The sequence below is a fragment of the Brucella intermedia LMG 3301 genome (genome assembly GCF_000182645.1).
GTDB lineage: Bacteria > Pseudomonadota > Alphaproteobacteria > Rhizobiales > Rhizobiaceae > Brucella > Brucella intermedia.
Map to the genome: position 1 here is coordinate 1321691 of NZ_ACQA01000002.1, position 21527 is coordinate 1343217.

The window sequence follows — 21527 nt, forward strand, 5'->3', positions numbered from 1 at the left end:
AGTGACCCGAACGGGTAACAAACCGCTCATTCTCTTTCGGGACGACAAGGCGGGCCGCGACGTGCTTTTCGCGGCCCCTTCATCGATCATCCGTGCCGACACGCCGGATGAATTCGAGCCTGCATGGGATGCAATGCAAGAAGCGCACGAGGCCGGAAGATGGCTTGCGGGCTATCTTTCCTATGAAGCGGGCTATCTTCTCGAACCCAAGCTCAAGCCGCTTCTGCCCGAAGGACCCAAGGCGCCGCTTCTCTGCTTCGGCGTATTCGACGGCCCATCCGATGAACGGATGCACGGTCGCAGCGAAGACAATGCCGCCTCCCCGTCCACCTTCCTGCGCAATCCGGTCGCGCAATGGTCGTTCGCAGACTATGCGCCGCGTTTCAAGCGCTTGCATCAGCATTTACGTGAAGGCGATTGCTATCAGGGCAACCTCACCTTTCCCATCCACGCGGAATGGGGCGGCGATCCGCTGGTCCTGTTCAACATGCTTGCGAAGCGTCAGCCGGTTCGCTACGCGACCTATTGCGATCTGGGCGGACCGATCATCCTGTCGCGCTCGCCGGAACTTTTCTTCGAGGTCGATGGGGAGGGAGGGATCGAGACCCATCCGATGAAGGGCACCATGCCGCGTGGTGCTACGCCTGAAGAGGACGAGCGGAACCGCCAGTTCCTGCTGAACGATCCCAAGAACCAGGCTGAAAACCGCATGATCGTCGATCTTCTTCGCAACGACATTTCGCTCGTAAGTGAAGTAGGCTCGCTCGACGTGCCGGAACTTTTCCGCGTCGAAACCTATCCCACCGTCCATCAGATGATCAGCCGCGTGCGCGCCCGTCTGAAAGAGAACCTGCCGCTGCGCTCGCTGTTTGCCGCCCTCTTCCCGTGCGGGTCGATCACCGGCGCGCCCAAGATCAGCGCCATGGAAATCCTGCGTAAACTGGAGACCGGGCCGCGCGACATCTATTGCGGATCGCTCGGCTGGATCGAGCCGGGCGGACGTATGCGTTTTAACGTTGCCATTCGTACGATCTCGCTTCTGGATGAAAATCGTGCGATCTTCAATGTCGGGGGCGGTGTGGTCTTCGATTCCACGGCGCAAGCGGAGTACGAGGAATGTCTTCTGAAAGCACGGTTCGCGGCACTGTCGAGCCACAAGGGGCGCAAGCCGTGACGATGGAACCCGATTATCAACTGATCGAAACGATGCGCTCGGAACCGCTCTCCGGCATTCTGCGCTTCGATCTGCACATGGCGCGCCTTGAGAATTCCGCCCGTGAACTCGGCTTTGCCTGCAATATGGAAGCCATTCGGCAGAAGGTCGCGGAAGCCGGGGCTGGCGAACAGGCCTTGAAACTGCGGCTGACGCTCGCTCCGGATGGTGTCGCCACTGTCTCGAGCGCTCCCTACGAACCGTTGCCGTCCCAGACGATATGGCGGGTTGCGATAGCCCGCACGCATCTCAATCACAACGATCCCCTGTTGCGCCACAAGACGACCCGGCGGCAGGCCTATATCGCGGCTCGCGAGGAATATTCGCCCGCAGAGATTGACGAAGTCATCCTGCTCAATGATCGGGGCGAGGTCTGCGAAGGCACGATCACGTCGATATTTCTCGATATCGGCGGCGCAGCCTGCATGACGCCCGCGCTTTCATGCGGCCTGCTCGACGGGGTATTGCGACGTGAATTGCTGAACGACAACGTCGTTGAAGAAGGTATCGTGACCGTCGAGACGCTGAAAAACGCGCGCAACATTCTTGTCGGCAATTCGTTGCGCGGCATGATCCGCGCAAAGCTTGTCGACCTCTGAAATCCTAATATCCATTAAACATGTATTGATGTCATAGCCTTGTGACGTTTCTTTCTTTCTATGAAGTTGTGTTATCGTTCCGGCACATCAGCTAAAGCGGGTGATAACCTGACCGCAATTCTGCGGCATCTGAGAGGAAGAAAATGGCGAAAGCGAAATGGCAAGTCTATGGCGAGATAACTGGCCCTGTCATCATGATCGGCTTTGGGTCGATCGGGCGCGGTACCCTGCCGCTGATTGAACGTCATTTCAAATTCGACAAATCCCGCATGGTCGTGATCGATCCGAGCGAAGCCAACCGCAAGATCCTCGACGACAAGGGCATCCGGTACCTCAAGGAAGCGATCACCAAGGAAAATTACAAGAAGGTTCTCGGTCCCCTTCTGAAGGGAACGGAGGGCCAGCCCTTCGTCGTCAATCTTTCGGTCGATACCGGATCGCTCGATCTGATGCGTTATGCCCGCGAGCATGGCGCGCTTTATATCGATACGGTGGTGGAACCCTGGCTCGGCTTTTATTTCGATGAAAAAGCCGACAATGCCTCGCGCACCAATTACGCGCTGCGCGAAACAGTCCGCGCTGAAAAGCGCAAGAACCCCGGGGGAACGACCGCGGTTTCCTGCTGCGGCGCCAATCCGGGCATGGTCTCCTGGTTTGTCAAGAAAGCACTGGTCGAGCTTGCGACCGATCTGAAGCTCGATTTCACCGAACCGGCGGCGGATGACCGTCACGGCTGGGCGAAACTGATGAAGAAGGCTGGCGTTAAGGGCATCCATATCGCGGAACGCGACACCCAGCGCGCCAAGGAGCCCAAGCCCTTCAACACTTTCTGGAACACGTGGTCCGTCGAGGGCTTTATTGCCGAAGGCCTGCAACCGGCGGAACTCGGCTGGGGTAGCCACGAAAAATGGATGCCCAAGAACGCCCGCAAGCAGAAGAAGGGCAACAAGGCCGCGATTTTCCTCGAGCAGCCCGGCGGCAATACCCGCATCCGCACCTGGTGCCCGACGCTCGGCGCGCAATATGGCCTGCTGGTCACCCATAATGAAGCAATTTCCATCGCCGATTTTTTCACGCTGCGCGACAAGAAGGGCAAGCTCGACTTCCGCCTGACCTGCCATTACGCGTATCACCCCAGCAACGACGCCATTCTGGCGCTTGACGAAATGTTCGGTGCGGGCGGCAAAGCGCAGCCGGTGCAGCACGTTCTGGAAGAGCATGAAATTCTCGATGGCAGCGATGAGCTCGGCGTGCTGCTTTATGGCCACGATAAGAATGCCTATTGGTATGGCTCGCAACTGACGGTCGAGGAGGCGCGCAAGCTTGCGCCCTATCAGAACGCAACCGGCCTGCAGGTTTCCTCCGCCGTTCTTGCCGGTATGGTCTGGGCACTGGAAAATCCGCAGAGCGGGATCGTCGAGACGGACGAAATGGATTACCGCCGCTGCCTTGAAGTCCAGATGCAGTATCTGGGGCCCGTGAAGGGTTATTACACCGACTGGACGCCGCTGGAAGGACGCGGCCACCTGTTCAAGGAAGATCTCGATACCAAGGACCCATGGCAGTTCCGCAATATTCTGGTGCGTTGATTGAACCGGCCCGGTTTCGACCGGGCCATTCCATGAGGATATGCGTCTGTCCTTCTCTGCCCGCAACATGACGAGGCTGATTGCAAGCCGGTTTCCCGATCTGGTGGCTCTGCTCTGCGGGCTGCTCGTTCTGCCCTGGATTCTGGGCGTGCCGGGTCATCCTGCCCATATGGTACGGCTTGGATGGACAATCGGACTGATCTCGATTGTCGTCTATCTCGTCCTTTATCAGATAGCGAAATCCCTTGCGTCCAAGGCCTCGTTCAGGAGCAATAATGCGGCCGGGCGCTATCTCCACCGCATGCTTGCAACGTCGTCGGTCATCGCAACCGTCATGCTGGCGATATCCGTCATGCTCGTTTTGGGATCGTAATCGCGAAGCGGAAGGACCCGGCGCACCCTTTGCCCAGCGCGGCGATCTTGCATCATTGCTAACAAATCGACAGGCCCAGCAGCTATTCCTCGCAATGAGGACTTGTTTTCGTGCAAGTTTCCATACATCAAACTAATCATCCCGAGCGGTTCCCATCAGCACGGTATCGTTGATACCGCTCAAAATATCTGGTTACGCATTTCAGATGCCAGCTAAGCTATGGTTCTGGCTCGGAATGCTCTAATGGAGAGCATGGATATGAAACGCTTCCGCATCATTGCCCCTCTTGCAGTCATGTCGCTGGCGTTGGCAGCGTGCGAAACGACTGGGCCGGTCGGCGGCAATGTCCCGGTCGTCTCCCGCGCGCCGGCTGGCATCGAAGGGAGCTGGGTCGATCCCAACGGCATCGTTTCGTCCTTCAATGGCGGCATTTTCGAGACCCGCGCCACCGACACGAACGAAAAGCTTGCCGAAGGCAACTATCGTTACCAGTCACCACAGCTTGTCGAAATCGACATGCGCTCCATCGTGCGCGGCACCTCGTCGAAGGTAAACTGCGCTCTCGTCTCGCCGACGCAGCTGAACTGCACGTCCTCGTCGGGCTCGCGCTTCTCCCTCACGCGTCGGGCAGCCGGTTAAGCAGCGGATATTTCGCGTAAATCTCGAATATTGACGGCGCGGGCAACACCCGCGCCGATAGAATTTCGCCAGCGGCAATTGTCAGGATTGTAATTTGTCTTTTTTTTCTCTAGTTTTCCGGCTGAACAGGAGTCGGACGATGAGTGAGATGGACAAAGTGCAGGAGAAGCCCAACCAGACAACCAGACCGGAGGCGCAGGGAAAGCTGCCGAAAGTTGGTGTTCTGCTGGTCAATCTCGGCACGCCGGATGGCACGAGTTATGGCCCGATGCGCCGCTATCTGGCCGAGTTTCTCTCGGATCGCCGCGTCATCGAATGGCCGCGCCTGATCTGGTACCCGATCCTTTACGGCATCGTTCTCAACACCCGCCCGAAACGGTCTGGCAGGCTTTACGACCGCATCTGGAATCGCGAGAAGAACGAATCTCCCTTGCGGACCTACACCCGCGCACAGGGTGAGAAACTTGCCAGGGCGCTCGCTGAATATCCCAATGTGGTGGTTGATTGGGCGATGCGTTACGGCCAGCCGTCCATTGAAAGCGTCACCGACCGTCTTCTGGAGCAGGGTTGCGAGCGGATCGTCATGTTCCCGCTCTACCCGCAATATTCGGCGACGACCACCGCGACGGTGAACGACAAGTTCTTCGAAGCGCTGATGAAGAAGCGCTTCCAGCCGGCGGTGCGCATCGTGCCATCCTATGAAGCGGAACCGGTCTATATCGAGGCGCTGGCACGTTCCATCGAGAAACATCTGGAAACGCTTTCCTTCAAGCCGGAAGTGATCCTGGCTTCCTATCACGGCATTCCGAAAAGCTATTCGGACAAGGGCGATCCCTACCGCCAGCAATGCCTTGAAACATCACGCCTGCTGCAGGCGCGGCTGGGTCTGGATGATAGCCAGTTTCGTTCCACCTTCCAGTCGCGTTTCGGGCCTGAAGAATGGCTCCAGCCCTATACGGACGAAACGGTGGAGGAATTGGCCAAGCACGGGGTGAAGTCGATGGCCGTTCTCAATCCGGGGTTCGTTGCCGACTGCCTGGAAACGGTGGATGAGATCGGCAACGAAGCAGCCGAAGAATTTCTTGAAAATGGCGGCGAGAATTTCAGCCACATTCCTTGTCTCAATGACGGCGAGGACGGCATGAAAGTCATCGAGACGCTGGTACGTCGCGAGTTGCAGGGTTGGGTCTAGATTGAAGGGAGTAAGGCAATAGGGCAGTAAGGCAGTATGTTCTGATCTGTGCTAGATTCCACCTACTGCCTTATTGCCCTACTGCCCTATTGCCTTAAGGAAAAACAATGACCGGTTTCGATATCACGTTACTCATTCTGGCCGCGCTGGTTCTGGCGACACTGTTTGCCGGCATCAAGACCGTGCCGCAGGGTTTTAATTATACCGTCGAGCGGTTCGGCCGCTACACGCGCACCCTCAATCCCGGCCTCAATCTGATCGTGCCGTTTTTCGACCGCATCGGCGCCCGCCTCAACATGATGGAGCAGGTGCTGGATGTCCCGACGCAGGAAGTAATCACCCGCGACAATGCCATCGTCGGCGTCGACGGCGTGGCATTCTATCAGGTGCTGAATGCGGCTCAGGCGGCCTATCAGGTCGCCAACCTCCAATATGCAATCCTCAACCTGACCATGACGAACATTCGTACCGTCATGGGTTCGATGGACCTCGACGAGCTTCTTTCCAACCGCGATGCGATCAATGACCGCCTGCTGCGTGTCGTCGACGAGGCCGCCCATCCGTGGGGCATCAAGATGACCCGCGTGGAAATCAAGGATATCAACCCGCCCGCAGACATAGTTACCTCAATGGCCCGCCAGATGAAGGCCGAGCGCGACAAGCGCGCGCAGGTTCTGGAAGCGGAAGGCGACCGCAACGCGCAGATTCTGCGCGCCGAAGGCCAGAAGCAGTCGCAGATTCTCGAAGCAGAAGGCAAGCTGGAAGCGGCCAAGCGCGAGGCGGAGGCACGCGAGCGTCTTGCCGAGGCCGAGGCGAAAGCCACGACCATGGTTTCCGAAGCTGTCTCCAATGGCAATGTGCAGGCGCTCAATTACTTCGTCGCGCAAAAATACACCGAAGCCCTGAGCAATATCGCGAGCGCCAAGAACCAGAAGGTCGTGTTGATGCCGCTTGAGGCAAGCTCTCTCATCGGTTCGCTTGGCGGCATTGGCGCAATTGCCAGGGAAGTCTTTGGCGATGGCAACCGGCCGGTCGATCCGACACCGCAGCCGCCAGCCCCGTCCCGCCCACGCAGCGTTCCGCCAGCAACGCGCTGAAACCAGGAAAGAGGGCGCCATGATTATTGAGTTTCTATCCGGTCTCGGCATATGGAACTGGCTCGTCTTCGGGCTGGTCCTGCTCATTCTGGAAATTCTGGCGCCCGGTTTTTTCTTCATCTGGTTCGGGCTTGCGGCTCTCGTGACAGGCGGCCTCGCCTTTCTCCTGTCTTCAACGGCGGCATTCGGCTGGCAGTTTCAGACCGTCGTGTTTCTTGTTCTGGCTGTCATCTTCGTGCTGGCGGGGCGCCGGTTGTTCGGCTCGCGCAGCACCGATGCCGACGAGGCCTTCCTCAATCGTCGCGGGGAGCAGCTGGTCGGCCGGCGCGCCACATTGACGGAACCCATCATCAACGGGCGTGGACGTATCCGTATCAACGATACGATGTGGCGTGTGAAAGGACCCGACCTGCCAGCCGGCACTGAAGTCCGCGTGATTGCCTTCGATCCGCTGTCGCTGGAAATCGAAGTTGCCGAGTAAGACGGCACCGGCGTGTATCCGCCGGTCGCAATGCACTACGACTTGACGGTGCGATTAAGTATCTCCGTGAAATAACCGTGGAGATCGTTGTTCGCCTGCCTTTCGAACTGGAGACGTTCGCGTTCGATCTGCGCTTCTTTCGGCGTCATGTCGAAACGCGCACGAAAGCCGCGCAGCAGTTGGTTACCGCTCGAAAACCCTAAACTATACGCAATCTGGCGGACCGAACGGGACTGCTTGGACGGCTTGGTCAGTTGCTTGAATGCTTCATCCAGTCGCCGGTCGCGAATGATCTTCGCCACGCCGCCATCCTCTGCGAATGCACGATAAAGATGGGAGCGCGAAACCCTGAGCTTTTGCTGAATAAGCTCAGGAGACAGCTCCTGCTCACCAATATTCTGATCGATGAAGGCCAGGACCCTCTGACGAAGAGCTATGCTCATGGAAGGGTAATCTTCCAGGGACTCCAGCGCATCCCCTTTCACGGCTCCCGCCAAAAGCGCGATCAGTGCTTCCTCCGATGCCAGAGCCTCCACCGGCGAAAGGGAGCGTTCAAGAGACCGTATCCCCTTGAGGTAGGTTGCGATCAGCCGGGTCATTGGCTGATCCCCACGCAGGACGACCCCATGGAGGCTGCGCGGCCCGATCACCTTTTCAAGATCGCGCCGGGAGACTGCAAGCGAAATCCTGGAGCCCGCATCGACCTCGCTCTTGAAGGCTTTCGAAAGGTCGAGAAAGCAGATATCGCCAACGTCGGCGCGCACGCCGAGACCGTTGAAATCGCCGTTCATCTTTCCCGATGTAAAGAGCTGGATAAGATAATAATCCAGATCGCTGTGCACGATAGTGCGGTGATCGCGGATATATCGCTGGCCGTTGAACGATACCGTTCCGATTGCAATCGAACCCAGCGGACGAGAACTTATCGCTCCCTCCAGCGGTTCCTTGCTGTCTGGCGAAAGGGGCATGGTGTCGAATACGGGCCGAGTGGCCTCGCGCCAGAAATCATTGCGCGCTTCGACTTCCACCATAGCGGTTGAAATAAAGGTTTCGTTACTCATTGCCCCTGCCATCATGCAATGCGCCGCCAAGACACCGATAACAGACCGTAACGCCAGCCGACGCTCATTCCCGGCGCGGGATGAGAGCAAAGCCTTCGTTCGCACGCATGACCGCTAAAACTACAAATAGCGGGCACTTATTTATGCAAGCGCAGGCACGTTAAAGCACATTCGTGAGATAAAATGAAGAATAAAATGAGACGTCCCGCCGTGAAAACTTCTTCTAACTGATACAATTGCTTGTTTTGTTATGAGATGAAATTCAAGGACACCCAACCGGGCGAAGCGCTTTCGCTCCAATGAGGGATCGTGTCACCGCGGGCAACAGGACAGCCGAGGTTCGGCACAGACGACCAACCGGACACCCACAACGTCTTATCCACATACAATGAGGACTAGTACAAATGATGCAAAGGCGAGCCTTTTAAAAAGTTTACGTCCATCGCCGCAGCCTGCGCCTTGATGCTGGGAAATGTAATTCCGGCAGCTCAGGCGTGCACCGGCATCAGGTTGATCGCGGCAGACGGCAGTGTCGTTTACGCACGAACCCTCGAATTCGGCCTCGACCTCAAGTCAAAAATCATGATGGTGCCGCGCGGCTTTTCGCGCACCGGCACCACCCCTGACGGCAAGGGCGGCCTGAAATGGACTGCCAAATACGCATCTGTGGGCATGAATGGCGCGGGCCTGCCCGACCTGTTCGATGGCCTGAACGAAAAGGGACTGGGTGCGGGAATGTTCTATTTCCCCACTTCCGCAGGTTATATGCCCTATACGGCTGAGGTTTCGGACCGAACAATCTCCCAATGGGAATTCGTGTCATATGTCCTCGGAAATTTTGCTACCGTCGATGAAGTGAAGGAAAATATCGGGAATATCGTGGTAGCGTCCTCGGTATTCTCCCAATGGGGCTTTGCCCCGGAAGCACATTACATCGTGCATGATGCGACGGGAAAAAGCATTGTCGTTGAATATGTCGGCGGCAAGCTGAATGTCTATGACAATCCCCTCGGCGTTATCACGAATACACCGGGCTTCGATTTCCATATGAACAATCTGCGCCAGTACACGAATTTTTCCATGACGGGAAAGCCTTCGATCAAGCTCGGCTCGGTTGAAATTGTCCCGACGGGTCAGGGCTCGGGCATGCTTGGCTTGCCGGGCGATTTCACGCCGCCATCGCGCTTCGTTCGCGCGGTTGCATTCTCACAATCGGTATTCCAGCCAAAGACTGAACAGGACGCCGTCCTTCAGGTCTTCAAGATTCTCAACCAGTTCGACATTCCTAAGGGCTCGTCGCGAGACGGCGAAAAGGATGCGAACGGCAATGTAATGGCTGACTATACGATCTGGACAGGCGCCAGCGATTTGAAGAGCAAGCGCTACTTCTTCCGCACTTACGACAACAGCCAGATCCGTTCTGTTGATCTCATGAAGATGGATATAGACGGGAAGGACATGGTGAAAGTGTCGATCCAGGGCGATGAGAAGATCGAGGACGTTACCCCCGCAGGCCGTCCCTGATCTCGGAATCATCGTCGCCCCGTCGGCTTGCTGACCGGGCGACGAATGCAGGTAGCTCCCCAAAATGAGCCTCTATGAGGCTCGCAAATCGACCTTCACGCAATCCGGCTATCGTTTCGATGGCCGGATTGCGTAAAGCATTGGCGCGAAAATAAACGGCTTGAACGCCTTGTCAGGCTGCGCCTATGCGCAGCAGATCGTGGAAATGCACGAGCCCGATCGGGCGACCGGCCTCGACGACGATCAGCGCACCGATGTGATTTTCGTTGATCGTATTGAGGGCTGCGGTCGCCAGCATGTTCTGGTCAACCGTTTTCGGCTTGCGCGTCATGATTTCATCGACCGACAACGCAGCAAGGTTGCGACTCAGATTGCGCGAGATATCGCCATCCGTAACAATGCCGGCCAGATCGCCGCCATCATCCACAACCACGACGCAGCCAAAGCTCTTCTGGGCTAGTACCTTCATCGCATCGGGCATGGAGGTGCCCATCTTTACCAACGGCAGGCGCTCGCCGCGATGCATGATATCGCGGATATGGATCAGACTTGCGCCCAGGGAGCCGCCGGGATGAAAAGTCTTGAAGTCGCTCGGGGTAAAGCCGCGCGCTTCCAGCAGCGCAATTGCCAGCGCGTCGCCGATGGCGAGCTGCATCATGGTCGAGGTCGTGGGCGCCAGACCATGCGGGCAGGCCTCGGCAGTCTTCGGCAGCAGCAACACGACATCCGCCGCGCGGCCGAGGGCCGAATTCTCGCCTGCAGTGATCGCGATCAGCGGAATACGGAAGCGCTGCGAATAATTGACGATGCCCTTCAGTTCCGCCGTTTCGCCAGACCATGAGATGGCCAGAATGACATCATCGCGGCCGATCATGCCGAGATCACCGTGATTGGCTTCTGCCGAATGCACGAAAAATGCAGAGGTGCCGGTGGAGGCAAAGGTGGCCGCAAGCTTGGAACCGATATGGCCGCTTTTGCCGACGCCGGTCACGACCAGGCGTCCGCGCGAAGCGACGATCAGCTTCACCGCTTCGACGAATGGGGCGGAAAGGCCATTGTTCAGCGCGTCTTCCAGCGCGGAGAGACCCGCATTTTCGGTTTTTATGGTGCGCAACGCTGACGCGATGGCCGCTTCTGCGTTTGCCGGAGGGGTGATCTGATCGAGCTTTTCCATGGCCGCAAGGGTTAGCTTCTTCGCAGGCGCTTGTCCAAACATTTGTGTGGCCGGAACCGTCGTGATGCGGGCCGCAGCAACCAAGAATTAACCATGTGCCTTTACCGTTCATCCACCACGTTGCGACGGTTTGAAAACACGACATGCTTTTTGCCAAGGCCCCATCTGGCGGTTCGACGCCCATTGCCCGCAGGCTGCGATGCCTGTTTTTGTCGGGCGTCGCGCTGGCAATTTGTCATGGTTCTGCATTTGCCCAGGAAGCCTATCTGCGCGGAAGCGTTGCCGAGGACGTGCTTTCGGCCTCTTCGCCGGAGACATTGGCAAATCGCGGACTTGCCGCGCCGGGATATGATGACGGCTCTGGCGAGACGACCGACAACGACAGTTACCCCCCGCCTGAAAACACCACGGCGGCAGACCCGGCCACTACAATCCAAACCGTTCCAACGGTTCCCGTGCCACAGGACCGCCAGCCCATTCCACCCGACAACATGCGTGTCGGTTCGGTCGATACCGAAGCGGGCGAGGAAACGGGGCGGGCACAGCGCGAAAATCTGCGGCAGTTGCCGGAGCAGGGGCGCGGTTCTACACAGGACGCTGATCCGTTCGCACCGCTCGGCATTCGCACCGGTTCGTTTGTCCTGCGACCCTCGCTCGAACAGGGTATCCGGGCTACCACCAACGGTGACAATAGCGCTGCCGGTTCCAGCGCCGTTCTCAACGAAACAACATTGCGGCTCAATGCGCAGTCGGACTGGGCACGCCATCAGGCAACGCTCGACGCATCAGGCACCTGGTCCAAATCCATTTCGGGAGAAGATGTTTCCGAACCGCGCGTTGATATTCAGGGTAAGCTTCGGCTCGATCTCGGCGACCAGACGACGGTCAATACCGGTGCCGGTTATCAGTTGCGCCGTGAAAGCGCGTCCAGCCCGAATGGGGTGGTCGGCGCGCTGCAACGCCCGCTGGTTCATACCCTCAACGGAAGTCTCGGCATCGAACGCGATATGGGCCTGCTCTTCGGCAGCGCCACCGGGCGGGTAGAGCACAATATCTATGGCGACGCCGAACTGTCGTCCGGCGGCACTGTCAGCCAGAAGGACCGCGATAACACCTATACCAGCATTACGCTGCGCGGCGGCTTCAGCCTGTCGCCGGCGATCAAACCCTTCGCGGAAGTCGAATTGGGCAAGCGCGTCTTCGACGAGAAAGTGGACAGCAACGGCTATGAACGCAGCGGATCGCAGTTCGCACTGCGCGGTGGCCTGATGCTCGATATGGGCGAAAAGCTGAGCGGCGAGTTCGCTGCCGGATACATGCGCGCCAACAGCGATGATTCCCGTCTCGGCGACGTTAGCGGTCCGTCTGTCAATGCTGCGCTCAACTGGTCACCGCTGCGCGGAACCGATGTGCGCCTTTATGCCCAGAGTACGGTCGATACTTCCACCACGCCGGGTATTGCCGGGTCGCTTCTGCATTTCGCAAGCCTGGAGGTGAGCCGCCGCATACGTTCCGACCTTAGCCTCAATGGCAGGCTGGACGCGAATATCCGGCAGAACAAGGACGGGACCGGCACCGACTACACCCTTGGCGCGCAGATTGGTGCAACCTACTGGATCAATCGGTTCGTCGGACTGGATGCGCGCCTGCGTCACGAATTCCTGACGAGCCGCATCTCCGACCGCGAATATAGAGCCGACAGTGTCTATCTTGGCGTGAAAGTTCAGCGCTAGAAAAGAGAACGGCATCCCTTCCGGGATGCCGTGTCGTGGTGCGTTCAGGCGAGCCAGAACAGCAAACAGGCGATGCCGAATCCCAGAAGCCCGATAAGGGTTTCCAGAACCGTCCATGTTTTCAGCGTCGTCTTCACATCCATGTTGAAGAAACGTCCGACCAGCCAGAAACCGGAATCGTTGACGTGGGACAGCATGACAGAACCCGCAGCAAGGGAGATCACCATCGCTGCGGTTTCAAGTCCGTGATATCCGGCAGCCTGAACGGCAGGCTGAACAAGCCCGGCAGCAGTGATCAGCGCCACTGTTGCCGACCCTTGTGCTACACGCAAAATCGTTGCGAGCAGGAATCCCGCCACAATGACGGGCAATCCCGTATTCGCAAACGCGGTGGACAAGGCATCGCCAATGCCGGAAGCGCGCAGGACGCCGCCGAACATGCCGCCTGCTCCCGTGATCAGGATGATGGAGCAGACCGGGCCCAGCGCCGAATCGAGTATGCGTTCCACGCTGGCTGCATCTGTGCCGCGCCGTGGTCCCAGCACGTAGGAAGCCACCAGCACCGAAATAAGGAGAGCAACCGGCGTCGATCCAATCATTCGCGCGAGCTGATACCAGTTTGCATCGGCGCTGACCCAGCCTTGCGCGCGGGCGAAGTCGAGACCCGTATTGATGAAAATGAGGACCAGCGGCAGAAGAAGAAGCAATACGACCAGGCTGGAACTCGGAGGGTTCGCCGCCTCTTCCACGTCCCTTCCGGCATCGAAATTGTCGGGGATGGGAAGATTGATCCGCTTGCCGATCCACGCACCGAAAAGGTGCCCGGCGATAAACCAGACCGGGATGACGACGACGATCCCGACGAGAATGAGAAGCCCCACGTCAGCGCCCAGAAGCTCGGATGCCGCGACCGGACCCGGATGCGGGGGCACGAAAACATGCATCACCGAAAAGGCTGCGGCAACCGGGATACCATAAAGCAGCAGGCTTCCCTTGAGGCGCCGCCCGACCGTGAAGACCACCGGGAGCATCACGACCAGCCCCGCGTCGAAAAAGATCGGAAATCCGAAAATCAGCGATGCGATGCCAAGCGCCATGGGTGCGCGTTCTTCGCCGAAACGCCGGATGAGATCATCGGCGAGCGCCTGCGCTCCGCCCGATATTTCAAGCAAACGGCCCAGCATCGCGCCAAGGCCGACCAGAAGCGCCACCCCGCCAAGGGTAGATCCGAAGGCCGATGTGATGGTGGTCAGGATGTTGCCCGCCGGGATGCCGGTCGCGAGTGCCGTTAAAAGACTGACGATCACAAGCGCCACGAAAGCATGAACGCGAAACCGGATGATGAGCAAAAGCAATAAGAGGACAGCGCCAACCGCTATCGAGATGAGCGCACCCGCACCCATCGTCTGCTGGAATTCCTGCATGCTTTATTCCTTATTTGGGGAGGAGCCCGTTTATCATTGCGCCCAAAAATGTGTTTCACACTTTTTGGGATGCATACTAGGCAAAATACCTACTATCGTCGTCCGGAAAAGCAAATTTCACGAAATAGTGCTCAAATCACAAAAAAACGCCCCCTTTTCAGGGGGCGCCACCAGAGTCCAGACCGGATTTAATCAGGCTGGCTTGATTGTATTCAGCAGATGGCCGATGGAACCTTCCACCGAGGGGCGAATATCGTTGCGCCACAAGGCGAAAGCGACATTGGCTTCGATGAAGCCGGCCTTGGAGCCGCAGTCGAAGGTGAGGCCCTGATAATTGAAGCCGAAGAATTTCTGGGCGTCAGCAAGCTTCAGCATCGCATCGGTCAGCTGGATTTCATTGCCAGCACCTTTTTCCTGCTTGCTCAGAAGCTCGAAGATTTCCGGCTGCAGGATGTAGCGGCCATTGATGTAGAGGTTGGATGGCGCTGTGCCCTTGGCTGGCTTCTCGACCATCTGCGTGATCTCGAAACCGCTGCCGACGGTTTCGCCCTTGCCCACGATGCCGTATTTATGCGCCTCTTCCGGATCGCATTCCTGCACGGCAACGACATTGCCGCCGGTCTTTTCGTAAAGCTCGACCATTTCCTTCAGGCAGCCCTTCTTGGACTGCATGACCATGTCCGGCAACAGCAATGCAAACGGCTCGTCACCGACGAGTTCGCGCGCGCACCAGACCGCATGGCCAAGGCCGAGCGGCACCTGCTGGCGCGTGAAGCTGGTCGTTCCCGGCTGCGGCTGGATATCCTGGAGATGCTCCAGTTCCGCCGTCTTGCCGCGCTCGGCGAGCGTGGAATAAAGCTCCACCTGCGCATCGAAATAGTCTTCGATAACTGCCTTGTTGCGTCCGGTGACGAAAATCAGATGTTCGATACCAGCTTCGCGCGCCTCATCGACTACATACTGGATGACGGGCTTGTCGACGACCGTCAGCATTTCTTTCGGGATCGATTTGGTGGCGGGCAGGAAACGGGTGCCAAGACCTGCGACAGGGAACACGGCCTTGCGAATTTTTCGGATCGAACTCATTCCTCTCCTCGATTTCACTATTTCAGATTTGCTATCAAAGCATTGAAACGACTGAATTTCAAATAAGGCCTTTTCATTAAAGAACGACGAAATTGCGGGACCGATCCCATCACATTCAATGACCCGCCCTTAATGTTGCTTGATTCAAAAATTTTTCGAAACTTCGGGCAAATTCTTACCTGAAGCGGCGATGGTAAACCAATTGCTAACCGACAGGTTCTAATTTGAACGTTCAACGGTTCGACCAGGAATTTTCCGCTGGCTCAAATTCAACACAGGATGGTATTAATTGATTAATGCAATCCGGAGCGAGCAGAATCCAGGTCGAAGGGAAACGCGCCGGTATCGGCTAAATTTGATTGCAGAAGGGAAACACAGAATGCTGCGATTTCCATTCACGGTGAGCCCGTCAATGAAGCTGAAAGCTGCAACGGTTGCGATAGCTGCGCTCGCCTCAACTCTTACGACCGGTTCTGCACTGGCTGATGCGCAATTTCGCCAATGGGTCGCGAGCTTCCGTCCTGTCGCCATAAAGGCAGGTGTTTCGCCTTCCACGTTCGACCGCGCATTTCGCGGCGTGGATGCGCCGGACCCGGTGGTGCTGCAGAAGGCGCGCTATCAGCCTGAATTTACCGAGCCTGTCTGGAACTACATCGACAATCGCGTGAACGAGCAGTCGGTCTCCGTTGGCCAGAGCATGGCCCGCAAATGGGGTCCGTGGCTCCAGCGCATCGAGCAGCGTTTCTCGGTTGACCGCAATATCCTGCTTGCGATCTGGTCGATGGAAAGTAATTACGGCGAAATCCTCAAGCGCGACGACGTCATGCGGGATGCAGTGCGTTCGCTGGCAACGCTTGCCTATGCGGACCAGCGCCGCGCCAAGTACGGCCGCACGCAGCTCATTGCCGCAATGAAGATTCTCCAGACCGGGGATATCGACCGCGGCCATCTTTCCGGCTCGTGGGCCGGTGCGCTCGGCCACACGCAATTCATCCCGACCAGCTATCAGGCTTATGCCGTCGACGTGGACGGAAATGGCAAGCGTGACATCTGGAACTCGGTTCCCGATGCGCTTGGTACGGCTGCGAACCTGCTGCATCGCAATGGCTGGCAGCCCGGCCGCACCTGGGGCTACGAAGTCGCCCTGCCGCAGGGACGCAAGTTCCCCAACGGCTCGCTCTCGATTGCCGAGTGGCAGCAGATCGGCATTGTCCGGGCCAACGGACGCCCGTTCCCCGATCCGAATGAAAAGGCGACACTGAAAGTACCCGATGGCCGTCAGGGGCCAGCCTTCCTAATGACGAAGAACTTCTTCGTGTTGAAGCGCTATAACAACGCCGACAAATATGCGCTGGCCGTGGGCCTGCTCGCGGACCGTATCGGCGGCTATCAGGGGCTTCGGCAGGACTGGAACCGCCCGTTCACGCCCATTTCCATGAATGAGCGGCTGGAATTGCAGACCCATCTGAAGGCGCTCGGTTATTATGACGGCAATATCGACGGCAAGATCGGCTCCACCTCCCGGGCCGCCATCGAAGCCTTCCAGCAGCGGAATGGACTTCAGCCGGATGGCCATCCGAGCAAGGAAGTTCTGTCGGTCCTGCGCCGCCGTTAAACTGGCGAATTGATCAAATGGGCGCGCTTCAACAGAAGTGCGCCCATTTTGTTTTTCAACATCGTCGAGCTAATATACAGGCATGAAGGCGAGACGAATGCACGAAAATCGAAAGTTGCGGAAGCTGATGAAAGCTGCTGGCATGGTGCTCGCACTGGCAGCGCTGCTGTTTTCAGCCGTCGCCACGGCCTCTGCGCAGGAGCGCCCGCGCACGCTTTTCGATCTGTTGTTCGGCCCCCGGCAAGCGCAACCGCAGCGGCAATATCAGCAGCCCGCTCCCCAGCGTGCACGGCCTAAGCCGAAACGACCCAAGGCGGCGTCGCCCGCATCACGCCCGACACCGCCGCCAGTGGCGAGCCCCGCTGTCGAATTCGTGGACAAGAAGCCGGATGCCAGGAAGATTCTGGTTGTCGGAGATTTCATTGGCAATGGTCTTGCGGAAGGGCTCGACCTTGCCTTCGCTTCTGACCCCGATCTCAAGGTCGTATCGCGCATAAACGGCTCTTCCGGCTTTGTCCGCAATGACCATTTCGACTGGCCAGACAATATCGGCAAGATACTGGATGAGGAGAAGCCTGCTGCCCTTGTCGTGATGATCGGCTCCAATGACAGGCAGGCAATGACAGAGAAGGGCGTGAGCCTGCCGCCCCGGTCACCGGAATGGAATGAAGAATACCAGAAGCGCGTCGCGGCTTTCATCAAGGCGATCGGTGACCGGCACGTCCCGTTCGCCTGGATCGGCCAGCCGCCTTTCCGCCCGAAGGGCATGTCGCAGGACATGCTGGCGCTCAACGAAATCCACCGCACCGCCACCGAGAAGGCGGGAGGCAAATTCGCCGATGTCTGGGATGGTTTTGTCGATGAAGAAGGCAATTTTACCCAGACTGGCTTCGATATCAACGGCCAGACCGCACGCCTGCGCGGCAATGACGGCATCAACATCACTTCGGCAGGCAAGCGCAAGCTTGCTTTCTATGCCGAAAAACCGCTTCGCGCCTATCTCGGCGGGGCGAAGGAAGAGGATCAGACCCTGCCCGCGGCGGGCGCCCACGATCCGTCTAAACCGGTTGATCGCGTAGCGCCGGTCAGCATTCGCGATATCGACAAGGATGAAAGCGGAGTCCTGCTGGGCGGCAGCCTCGCAGCGCGCCCGCAAGCCGCACGCCTCCCCCGAAATGACGGCAAGCCGTCCCCCGGTCGGGCAGATGATTTTTCCTGGCCGCAGAAGAGCGCAAATCCCTAATTTCTGCACCCATATCAGTATGATTGAACTATCACCTAACTGATAGCCAGCGGCTTCCTCTACCCAATATGATTCTAATTGCTACATTCCGCGCTGTTTCCAGAAGCGTCTGCATCGTCTATCAGGAGGCACCGTCGGCCTGAAAAGGCTCAAGGGAGGGCGCAATCACTCGCATGAGCGGGGAATTGTTCTTGGCGTCCATCAGAAAACAAGAGGCGTTTGAATGAATATTGCATCAAAGCCTTCTGTCGATCCACATCGGGAGGAGGAACCCCATCTTGCACGCAATCTGTCCAACAGGCACCTTCAGCTGATTGCCATTGGCGGGGCCATCGGCACCGGCCTTTTCATGGGCTCGGGCAAGACCATTTCGCTGGCAGGCCCTTCGATCCTGCTCGTCTACGCGGTGATCGGCTTCATGCTGTTCTTCGTCATGCGCGCACTGGGCGAAATCCTGCTGTCCAATCTCGAATATCGCTCCTTCGCGGATTTCGCTGGCGATTATCTGGGGCCTTGGGCGCAGTTCTTCACCGGCTGGACCTATTGGCTTTGCTGGATTGTGACCGGCGTGGCCGATGTTGTCGCCGTTTCGGGCTATGTCTCGTTCTGGTTCCCGGAACTGGCGCTCTGGATACCGGCCCTCGGCCTGATTTTTACGCTTCTGGCGCTCAACCTGCCAACGGTGCGCAATTTCGGTGAAATCGAATTCTGGTTCGCTCTCATCAAGATCGTTGCCATTGTCGGCCTGATTATTGCCGGCGTCTACATGCTCTCGACCGGCTTCACCCTGCCGAACGGCAGCCAAGCATCGGTCGCGCATCTTTGGAACCATGGCGGGTTCTTCCCCAATGGTTTCCTAGGCTTTGTCGCCGGTTTCCAGATCGCGGTCTTTGCTTTCGTCGGCATCGAACTGGTCGGCACCGCCGCTGCGGAAACCAAGGACCCCGTGCGCAATCTGCCCAAGGCGATCAACTCCATTCCGATCCGCGTGGTGCTGTTCTATCTCGGCGCGCTCTTCGTCATCATCACCGTCATTCCCTGGGGATCAGGTTGACCCGAGTTCAAGCCCGTTCGTCGCCATGTTCTCGCTCGCTGGTCTCGGCATCGCCGCCCATGTCGTGAATTTCGTCGTGCTGACCTCGGCAACGTCGAGCGCGAATTCCGGCATCTATTCGACGTCGCGCATGATCTACGGTCTCGCCACGTCCAAACTCGCGCCAAAGGCGTTCGGCAAGCTGAACAAGCGAAAAGTACCGGTCAACGCTCTGTTCTTCTCGTGCATTTTCCTGCTCGCAGGCGTGGTGCTGCTTTATGCTGGCCAGAGCATCATTGAAGCCTTCACCATCGTCACGACGATTTCGGCGTTGCTCTTCATCTTCATCTGGTCGGTCATTCTGGCGTCTTATCTTCAATATCGCCGCAAGCGCCCGGACCTGCATGAAAAGTCTACATTCAAGATGCCCGGTGGACGCGCAGCCGTTGTGATGGTTTTTGCCTTCTTCGCCTTCATTCTCTGGGCATTGGCACAAAAGCCGGATACTGCGGCAGCACTGAAAATCACGCCAGTGTGGTTCGTGCTTCTCGCCGTCGCTTATCTGGTGATGAAGTCACGGCGCAGCCAAAGCTGACCGGCTAGAGCGGTTCCTGTTCTAACAGAATCGCCGGAACCGCTCTAACTATTTGTTTTATCGCATTATCCAACGCATCGAAGCGGGATAAGAAATCGGTCCAATGAACTGATTTCCCCGCGTAGACGTTTCACACTTTTGCTGGAAATGCTCCAAGATACGAAAAAGCCCGGAGGAGACCCCGGGTTTTTTATTTTCAGTGCGCTCTTTAAAGCTGATGAGATTGCGGCGCTGGCGAGCCGAAAATGGTGGAGTTTGAGAACCGGAGCGGAGTGTACTTAAAGGTACATGAGCACCGGAAGCGCAAAACAACGCCATTTGCAGGCCGCCAGAGGCGGAATATCGCAGCTTTAACGCGGTAAGACCGAACTCCCCATCAGATCGGCATCGATGGCGTGCGCTGCCTGACGGCCTTCGCGGATGGCCCAGACGACGAGCGACTGGCCACGGCGCACATCGCCCGCCGCATAGAGCTTGTCGACATTGGTGCGGTAATCCCGCTCATTGGCCTTGACCGACTTTGAACCACGGCGGTCGGTGGCAATTTCGAGCTTGTCGCCCAGTTCCTTGACCACGCTGTTTTCTGCCGGGCCGGCAAAGCCGATAGCGATGAAGGCGAGGTCGGCCTTGATGAAGAACTCAGAGCCGGCAATGGGTTTGCGCTTTTCATCGACCTGACAGCACTTCACATGGGTAAGACGACCGTCTTCGCCGATGAATTCCAAGGTCGCCACCTGAAACTCGCGCGATGCGCCTTCCGCCTGGCTGGAGGACGTGCGCATCTTGGTCGCCCAATAGGGCCAGACGCTGAGCTTGTCTTCCTTTTCCGGCGGTTGCGGGCGAATGTCGAGCTGGGTGACGTTGACCGCGCCCTGACGAAACGCGGTGCCCACGCAATCCGAAGCCGTATCGCCGCCGCCGACCACTACGACGTGCTTGCCGCCAGCCAGAATTGGAGCCGAAGCCCAGGCGACGGATTCGATATTTTCGCGGCCCACCCGGCGGTTCTGCTGCACCAGATAAGGCATGGCATCATGCACGCCTTCCAGATCAGCCCCCGGAATGCCCGCCGGACGCGGCGTTTCCGATCCACCCGAATAAAGCACGGCATCATAGGTATCGAGGAGGCCGCGCAGCGGCTTATCCACGCCGATATTCACGCCGCACAGGAAGCGGACGCCCTCGCCTTCCATCTGTGCGATGCGGCGGTCGATCAGGTGCTTTTCCATCTTGAAATCGGGAATGCCGTAGCGCAGCAGGCCACCGGGACGGCTTTCGCGCTCATAGACGTCGACCATGTGACCGGCGCGGGCCAGCTGCTGCGCGGCCGCGAGACCCGCCGGGCCGGAACCGATGATGGCGACCGACTTGCCGGTCTTGTTGGCGGCGGGCTGCGGCACGATATAGCCCAACTCATATGCCTTGTCGCCGAGCGCCTGTTCGACCGTCTTGATCGCAACCGGCGTATCTTCAAGGTTCAGCGTGCAGGCTTCCTCGCAGGGCGCAGGACAGACGCGACCCGTGAATTCCGGGAAATTATTGGTCAAATGCAGGTTGCGGATCGCCTGATCCCAGTTGTTGTTATAGACGAGATCGTTCCAATCCGGGATCTGGTTGTGCACCGGGCAGCCCGTCGGCCCATGGCAGAACGGAATGCCGCAATCCATGCAGCGTGCCGCCTGCTTCTGCACTTCACCATCCGTCATTGGAATGGTGAACTCGCGGAAGTGACGGATACGATCCGACGCTGGCTGGTACTTTGCCACCTGCCGGTCGATTTCAAGAAAACCAGTTACCTTACCCATATTATTCTCCTCTCGCTGTGCGAGGCTCGCGGTGCCGTGCGCCATCCCAGG

17 protein-coding genes and 1 pseudogene are annotated in these 21527 nt (G+C 57.9%); 13 read left to right on the plus strand and 5 right to left on the minus strand.

Features of this window, described 5'->3' with window-relative positions:
* The first annotated feature begins 1 nt into the window (after nucleotide 1).
* From OINT_RS18685 to OINT_RS18720, 8 genes are all read left to right on the plus strand, one after another.
* Nucleotides 2-1174, plus strand: coding sequence for an aminodeoxychorismate synthase component I (locus tag OINT_RS18685; RefSeq protein ID WP_039853374.1), 1173 nt, complete (start codon nucleotides 2-4; stop codon nucleotides 1172-1174).
* A complete protein-coding gene (locus OINT_RS18690; RefSeq protein ID WP_006469469.1) occupies nucleotides 1117-1812 on the plus strand; it encodes an aminotransferase class IV family protein in 696 nt (231 codons plus the stop codon). Before OINT_RS18685 ends, OINT_RS18690 begins: the two co-directional genes overlap by 58 nt.
* Nucleotides 1813-1955: 143 nt before the next feature.
* Nucleotides 1956-3401 carry a homospermidine synthase gene (locus OINT_RS18695; RefSeq protein ID WP_006469470.1) on the plus strand — a complete coding sequence of 482 codons (1446 nt, stop codon included), beginning with the start codon at nucleotides 1956-1958 and terminating at the stop codon, nucleotides 3399-3401.
* Between the two features lie 40 nt (nucleotides 3402-3441).
* Nucleotides 3442-3774: a hypothetical protein gene (locus OINT_RS18700; RefSeq protein ID WP_006469471.1), complete on the plus strand. Its 333-nt coding sequence runs from the start codon at nucleotides 3442-3444 to the stop codon at nucleotides 3772-3774.
* 258 nt (nucleotides 3775-4032) lie between these two features.
* Nucleotides 4033-4413 (plus strand): outer membrane lipoprotein Omp10, encoded by a 381-nt coding sequence (gene omp10, locus OINT_RS18705; RefSeq protein WP_006473350.1) that lies wholly within the window; start codon nucleotides 4033-4035, stop codon nucleotides 4411-4413.
* A 139-nt stretch (nucleotides 4414-4552) separates the two neighbouring features.
* The gene (gene hemH / locus OINT_RS18710) at nucleotides 4553-5605 is read left to right on the plus strand and encodes a ferrochelatase (RefSeq protein WP_022570098.1); all 1053 of its coding nucleotides are present in this window, start codon (nucleotides 4553-4555) and stop codon (nucleotides 5603-5605) included.
* A 107-nt stretch (nucleotides 5606-5712) separates the two neighbouring features.
* Nucleotides 5713-6702, plus strand: a complete 990-nt coding sequence (locus OINT_RS18715) for an SPFH domain-containing protein (protein ID WP_006469474.1) — start codon at nucleotides 5713-5715, stop codon at nucleotides 6700-6702.
* A 19-nt stretch (nucleotides 6703-6721) separates the two neighbouring features.
* Nucleotides 6722-7183 (plus strand): NfeD family protein, encoded by a 462-nt coding sequence (locus tag OINT_RS18720; protein WP_006469475.1) that lies wholly within the window; start codon nucleotides 6722-6724, stop codon nucleotides 7181-7183.
* Between the two features lie 35 nt (nucleotides 7184-7218).
* On the opposite strand, the gene OINT_RS18725 is transcribed toward OINT_RS18720, so the two are convergent.
* On the minus strand, nucleotides 7219-8244 hold the full coding sequence (locus OINT_RS18725; protein ID WP_036566128.1) for an AraC-like ligand-binding domain-containing protein: 1026 nt from the start codon (nucleotides 8242-8244) through the stop codon (nucleotides 7219-7221).
* Nucleotides 8245-8706: 462 nt separating this feature from the next.
* Here OINT_RS18725 and OINT_RS18730 point away from each other — a divergent pair, with 462 nt between their 5' ends.
* On the plus strand, nucleotides 8707-9768 hold the full coding sequence (locus OINT_RS18730; protein ID WP_006473353.1) for a linear amide C-N hydrolase: 1062 nt from the start codon (nucleotides 8707-8709) through the stop codon (nucleotides 9766-9768).
* 172 nt (nucleotides 9769-9940) lie between these two features.
* Here the strand turns inward: OINT_RS18730 and OINT_RS18735 are convergent, their stop codons facing one another.
* The gene (locus OINT_RS18735; protein WP_006473354.1) at nucleotides 9941-10942 is read right to left on the minus strand and encodes a KpsF/GutQ family sugar-phosphate isomerase; all 1002 of its coding nucleotides are present in this window, start codon (nucleotides 10940-10942) and stop codon (nucleotides 9941-9943) included.
* A 143-nt stretch (nucleotides 10943-11085) separates the two neighbouring features.
* Between OINT_RS18735 and OINT_RS18740 the strand changes: the two genes are divergently transcribed.
* A complete protein-coding gene (locus OINT_RS18740; protein WP_006469479.1) occupies nucleotides 11086-12675 on the plus strand; it encodes an outer membrane beta-barrel protein in 1590 nt (529 codons plus the stop codon).
* A 44-nt stretch (nucleotides 12676-12719) separates the two neighbouring features.
* Here the strand turns inward: OINT_RS18740 and OINT_RS18745 are convergent, their stop codons facing one another.
* Complete coding sequence (locus tag OINT_RS18745) at nucleotides 12720-14099, minus strand: GntP family permease (protein ID WP_006469480.1); 1380 nt, start codon at nucleotides 14097-14099, stop codon at nucleotides 12720-12722.
* Between the two features lie 192 nt (nucleotides 14100-14291).
* Nucleotides 14292-15185, minus strand: a complete 894-nt coding sequence (gene galU, locus OINT_RS18750; RefSeq protein WP_006473355.1) for a UTP--glucose-1-phosphate uridylyltransferase GalU — start codon at nucleotides 15183-15185, stop codon at nucleotides 14292-14294.
* A gap of 379 nt (nucleotides 15186-15564) precedes the next feature.
* On the opposite strand from galU, the gene OINT_RS18755 reads away from it, so the two are divergent.
* From OINT_RS18755 to OINT_RS18765, 3 genes and pseudogenes are all read left to right on the plus strand, one after another.
* Complete coding sequence (locus tag OINT_RS18755; protein WP_006473356.1) at nucleotides 15565-16800, plus strand: lytic murein transglycosylase; 1236 nt, start codon at nucleotides 15565-15567, stop codon at nucleotides 16798-16800.
* A 97-nt stretch (nucleotides 16801-16897) separates the two neighbouring features.
* Nucleotides 16898-18043: an SGNH/GDSL hydrolase family protein gene (locus OINT_RS18760; protein ID WP_006473357.1), complete on the plus strand. Its 1146-nt coding sequence runs from the start codon at nucleotides 16898-16900 to the stop codon at nucleotides 18041-18043.
* Between the two features lie 349 nt (nucleotides 18044-18392).
* Nucleotides 18393-19671: pseudogene (locus OINT_RS18765) on the plus strand (amino acid permease).
* Between the two features lie 350 nt (nucleotides 19672-20021).
* Here the strand turns inward: OINT_RS18765 and OINT_RS18770 are convergent.
* Nucleotides 20022-21476 carry a glutamate synthase subunit beta gene (locus tag OINT_RS18770; RefSeq protein WP_022570088.1) on the minus strand — a complete coding sequence of 485 codons (1455 nt, stop codon included), beginning with the start codon at nucleotides 21474-21476 and terminating at the stop codon, nucleotides 20022-20024.
* Between the last annotated feature and the right edge of the window lie 51 nt (nucleotides 21477-21527).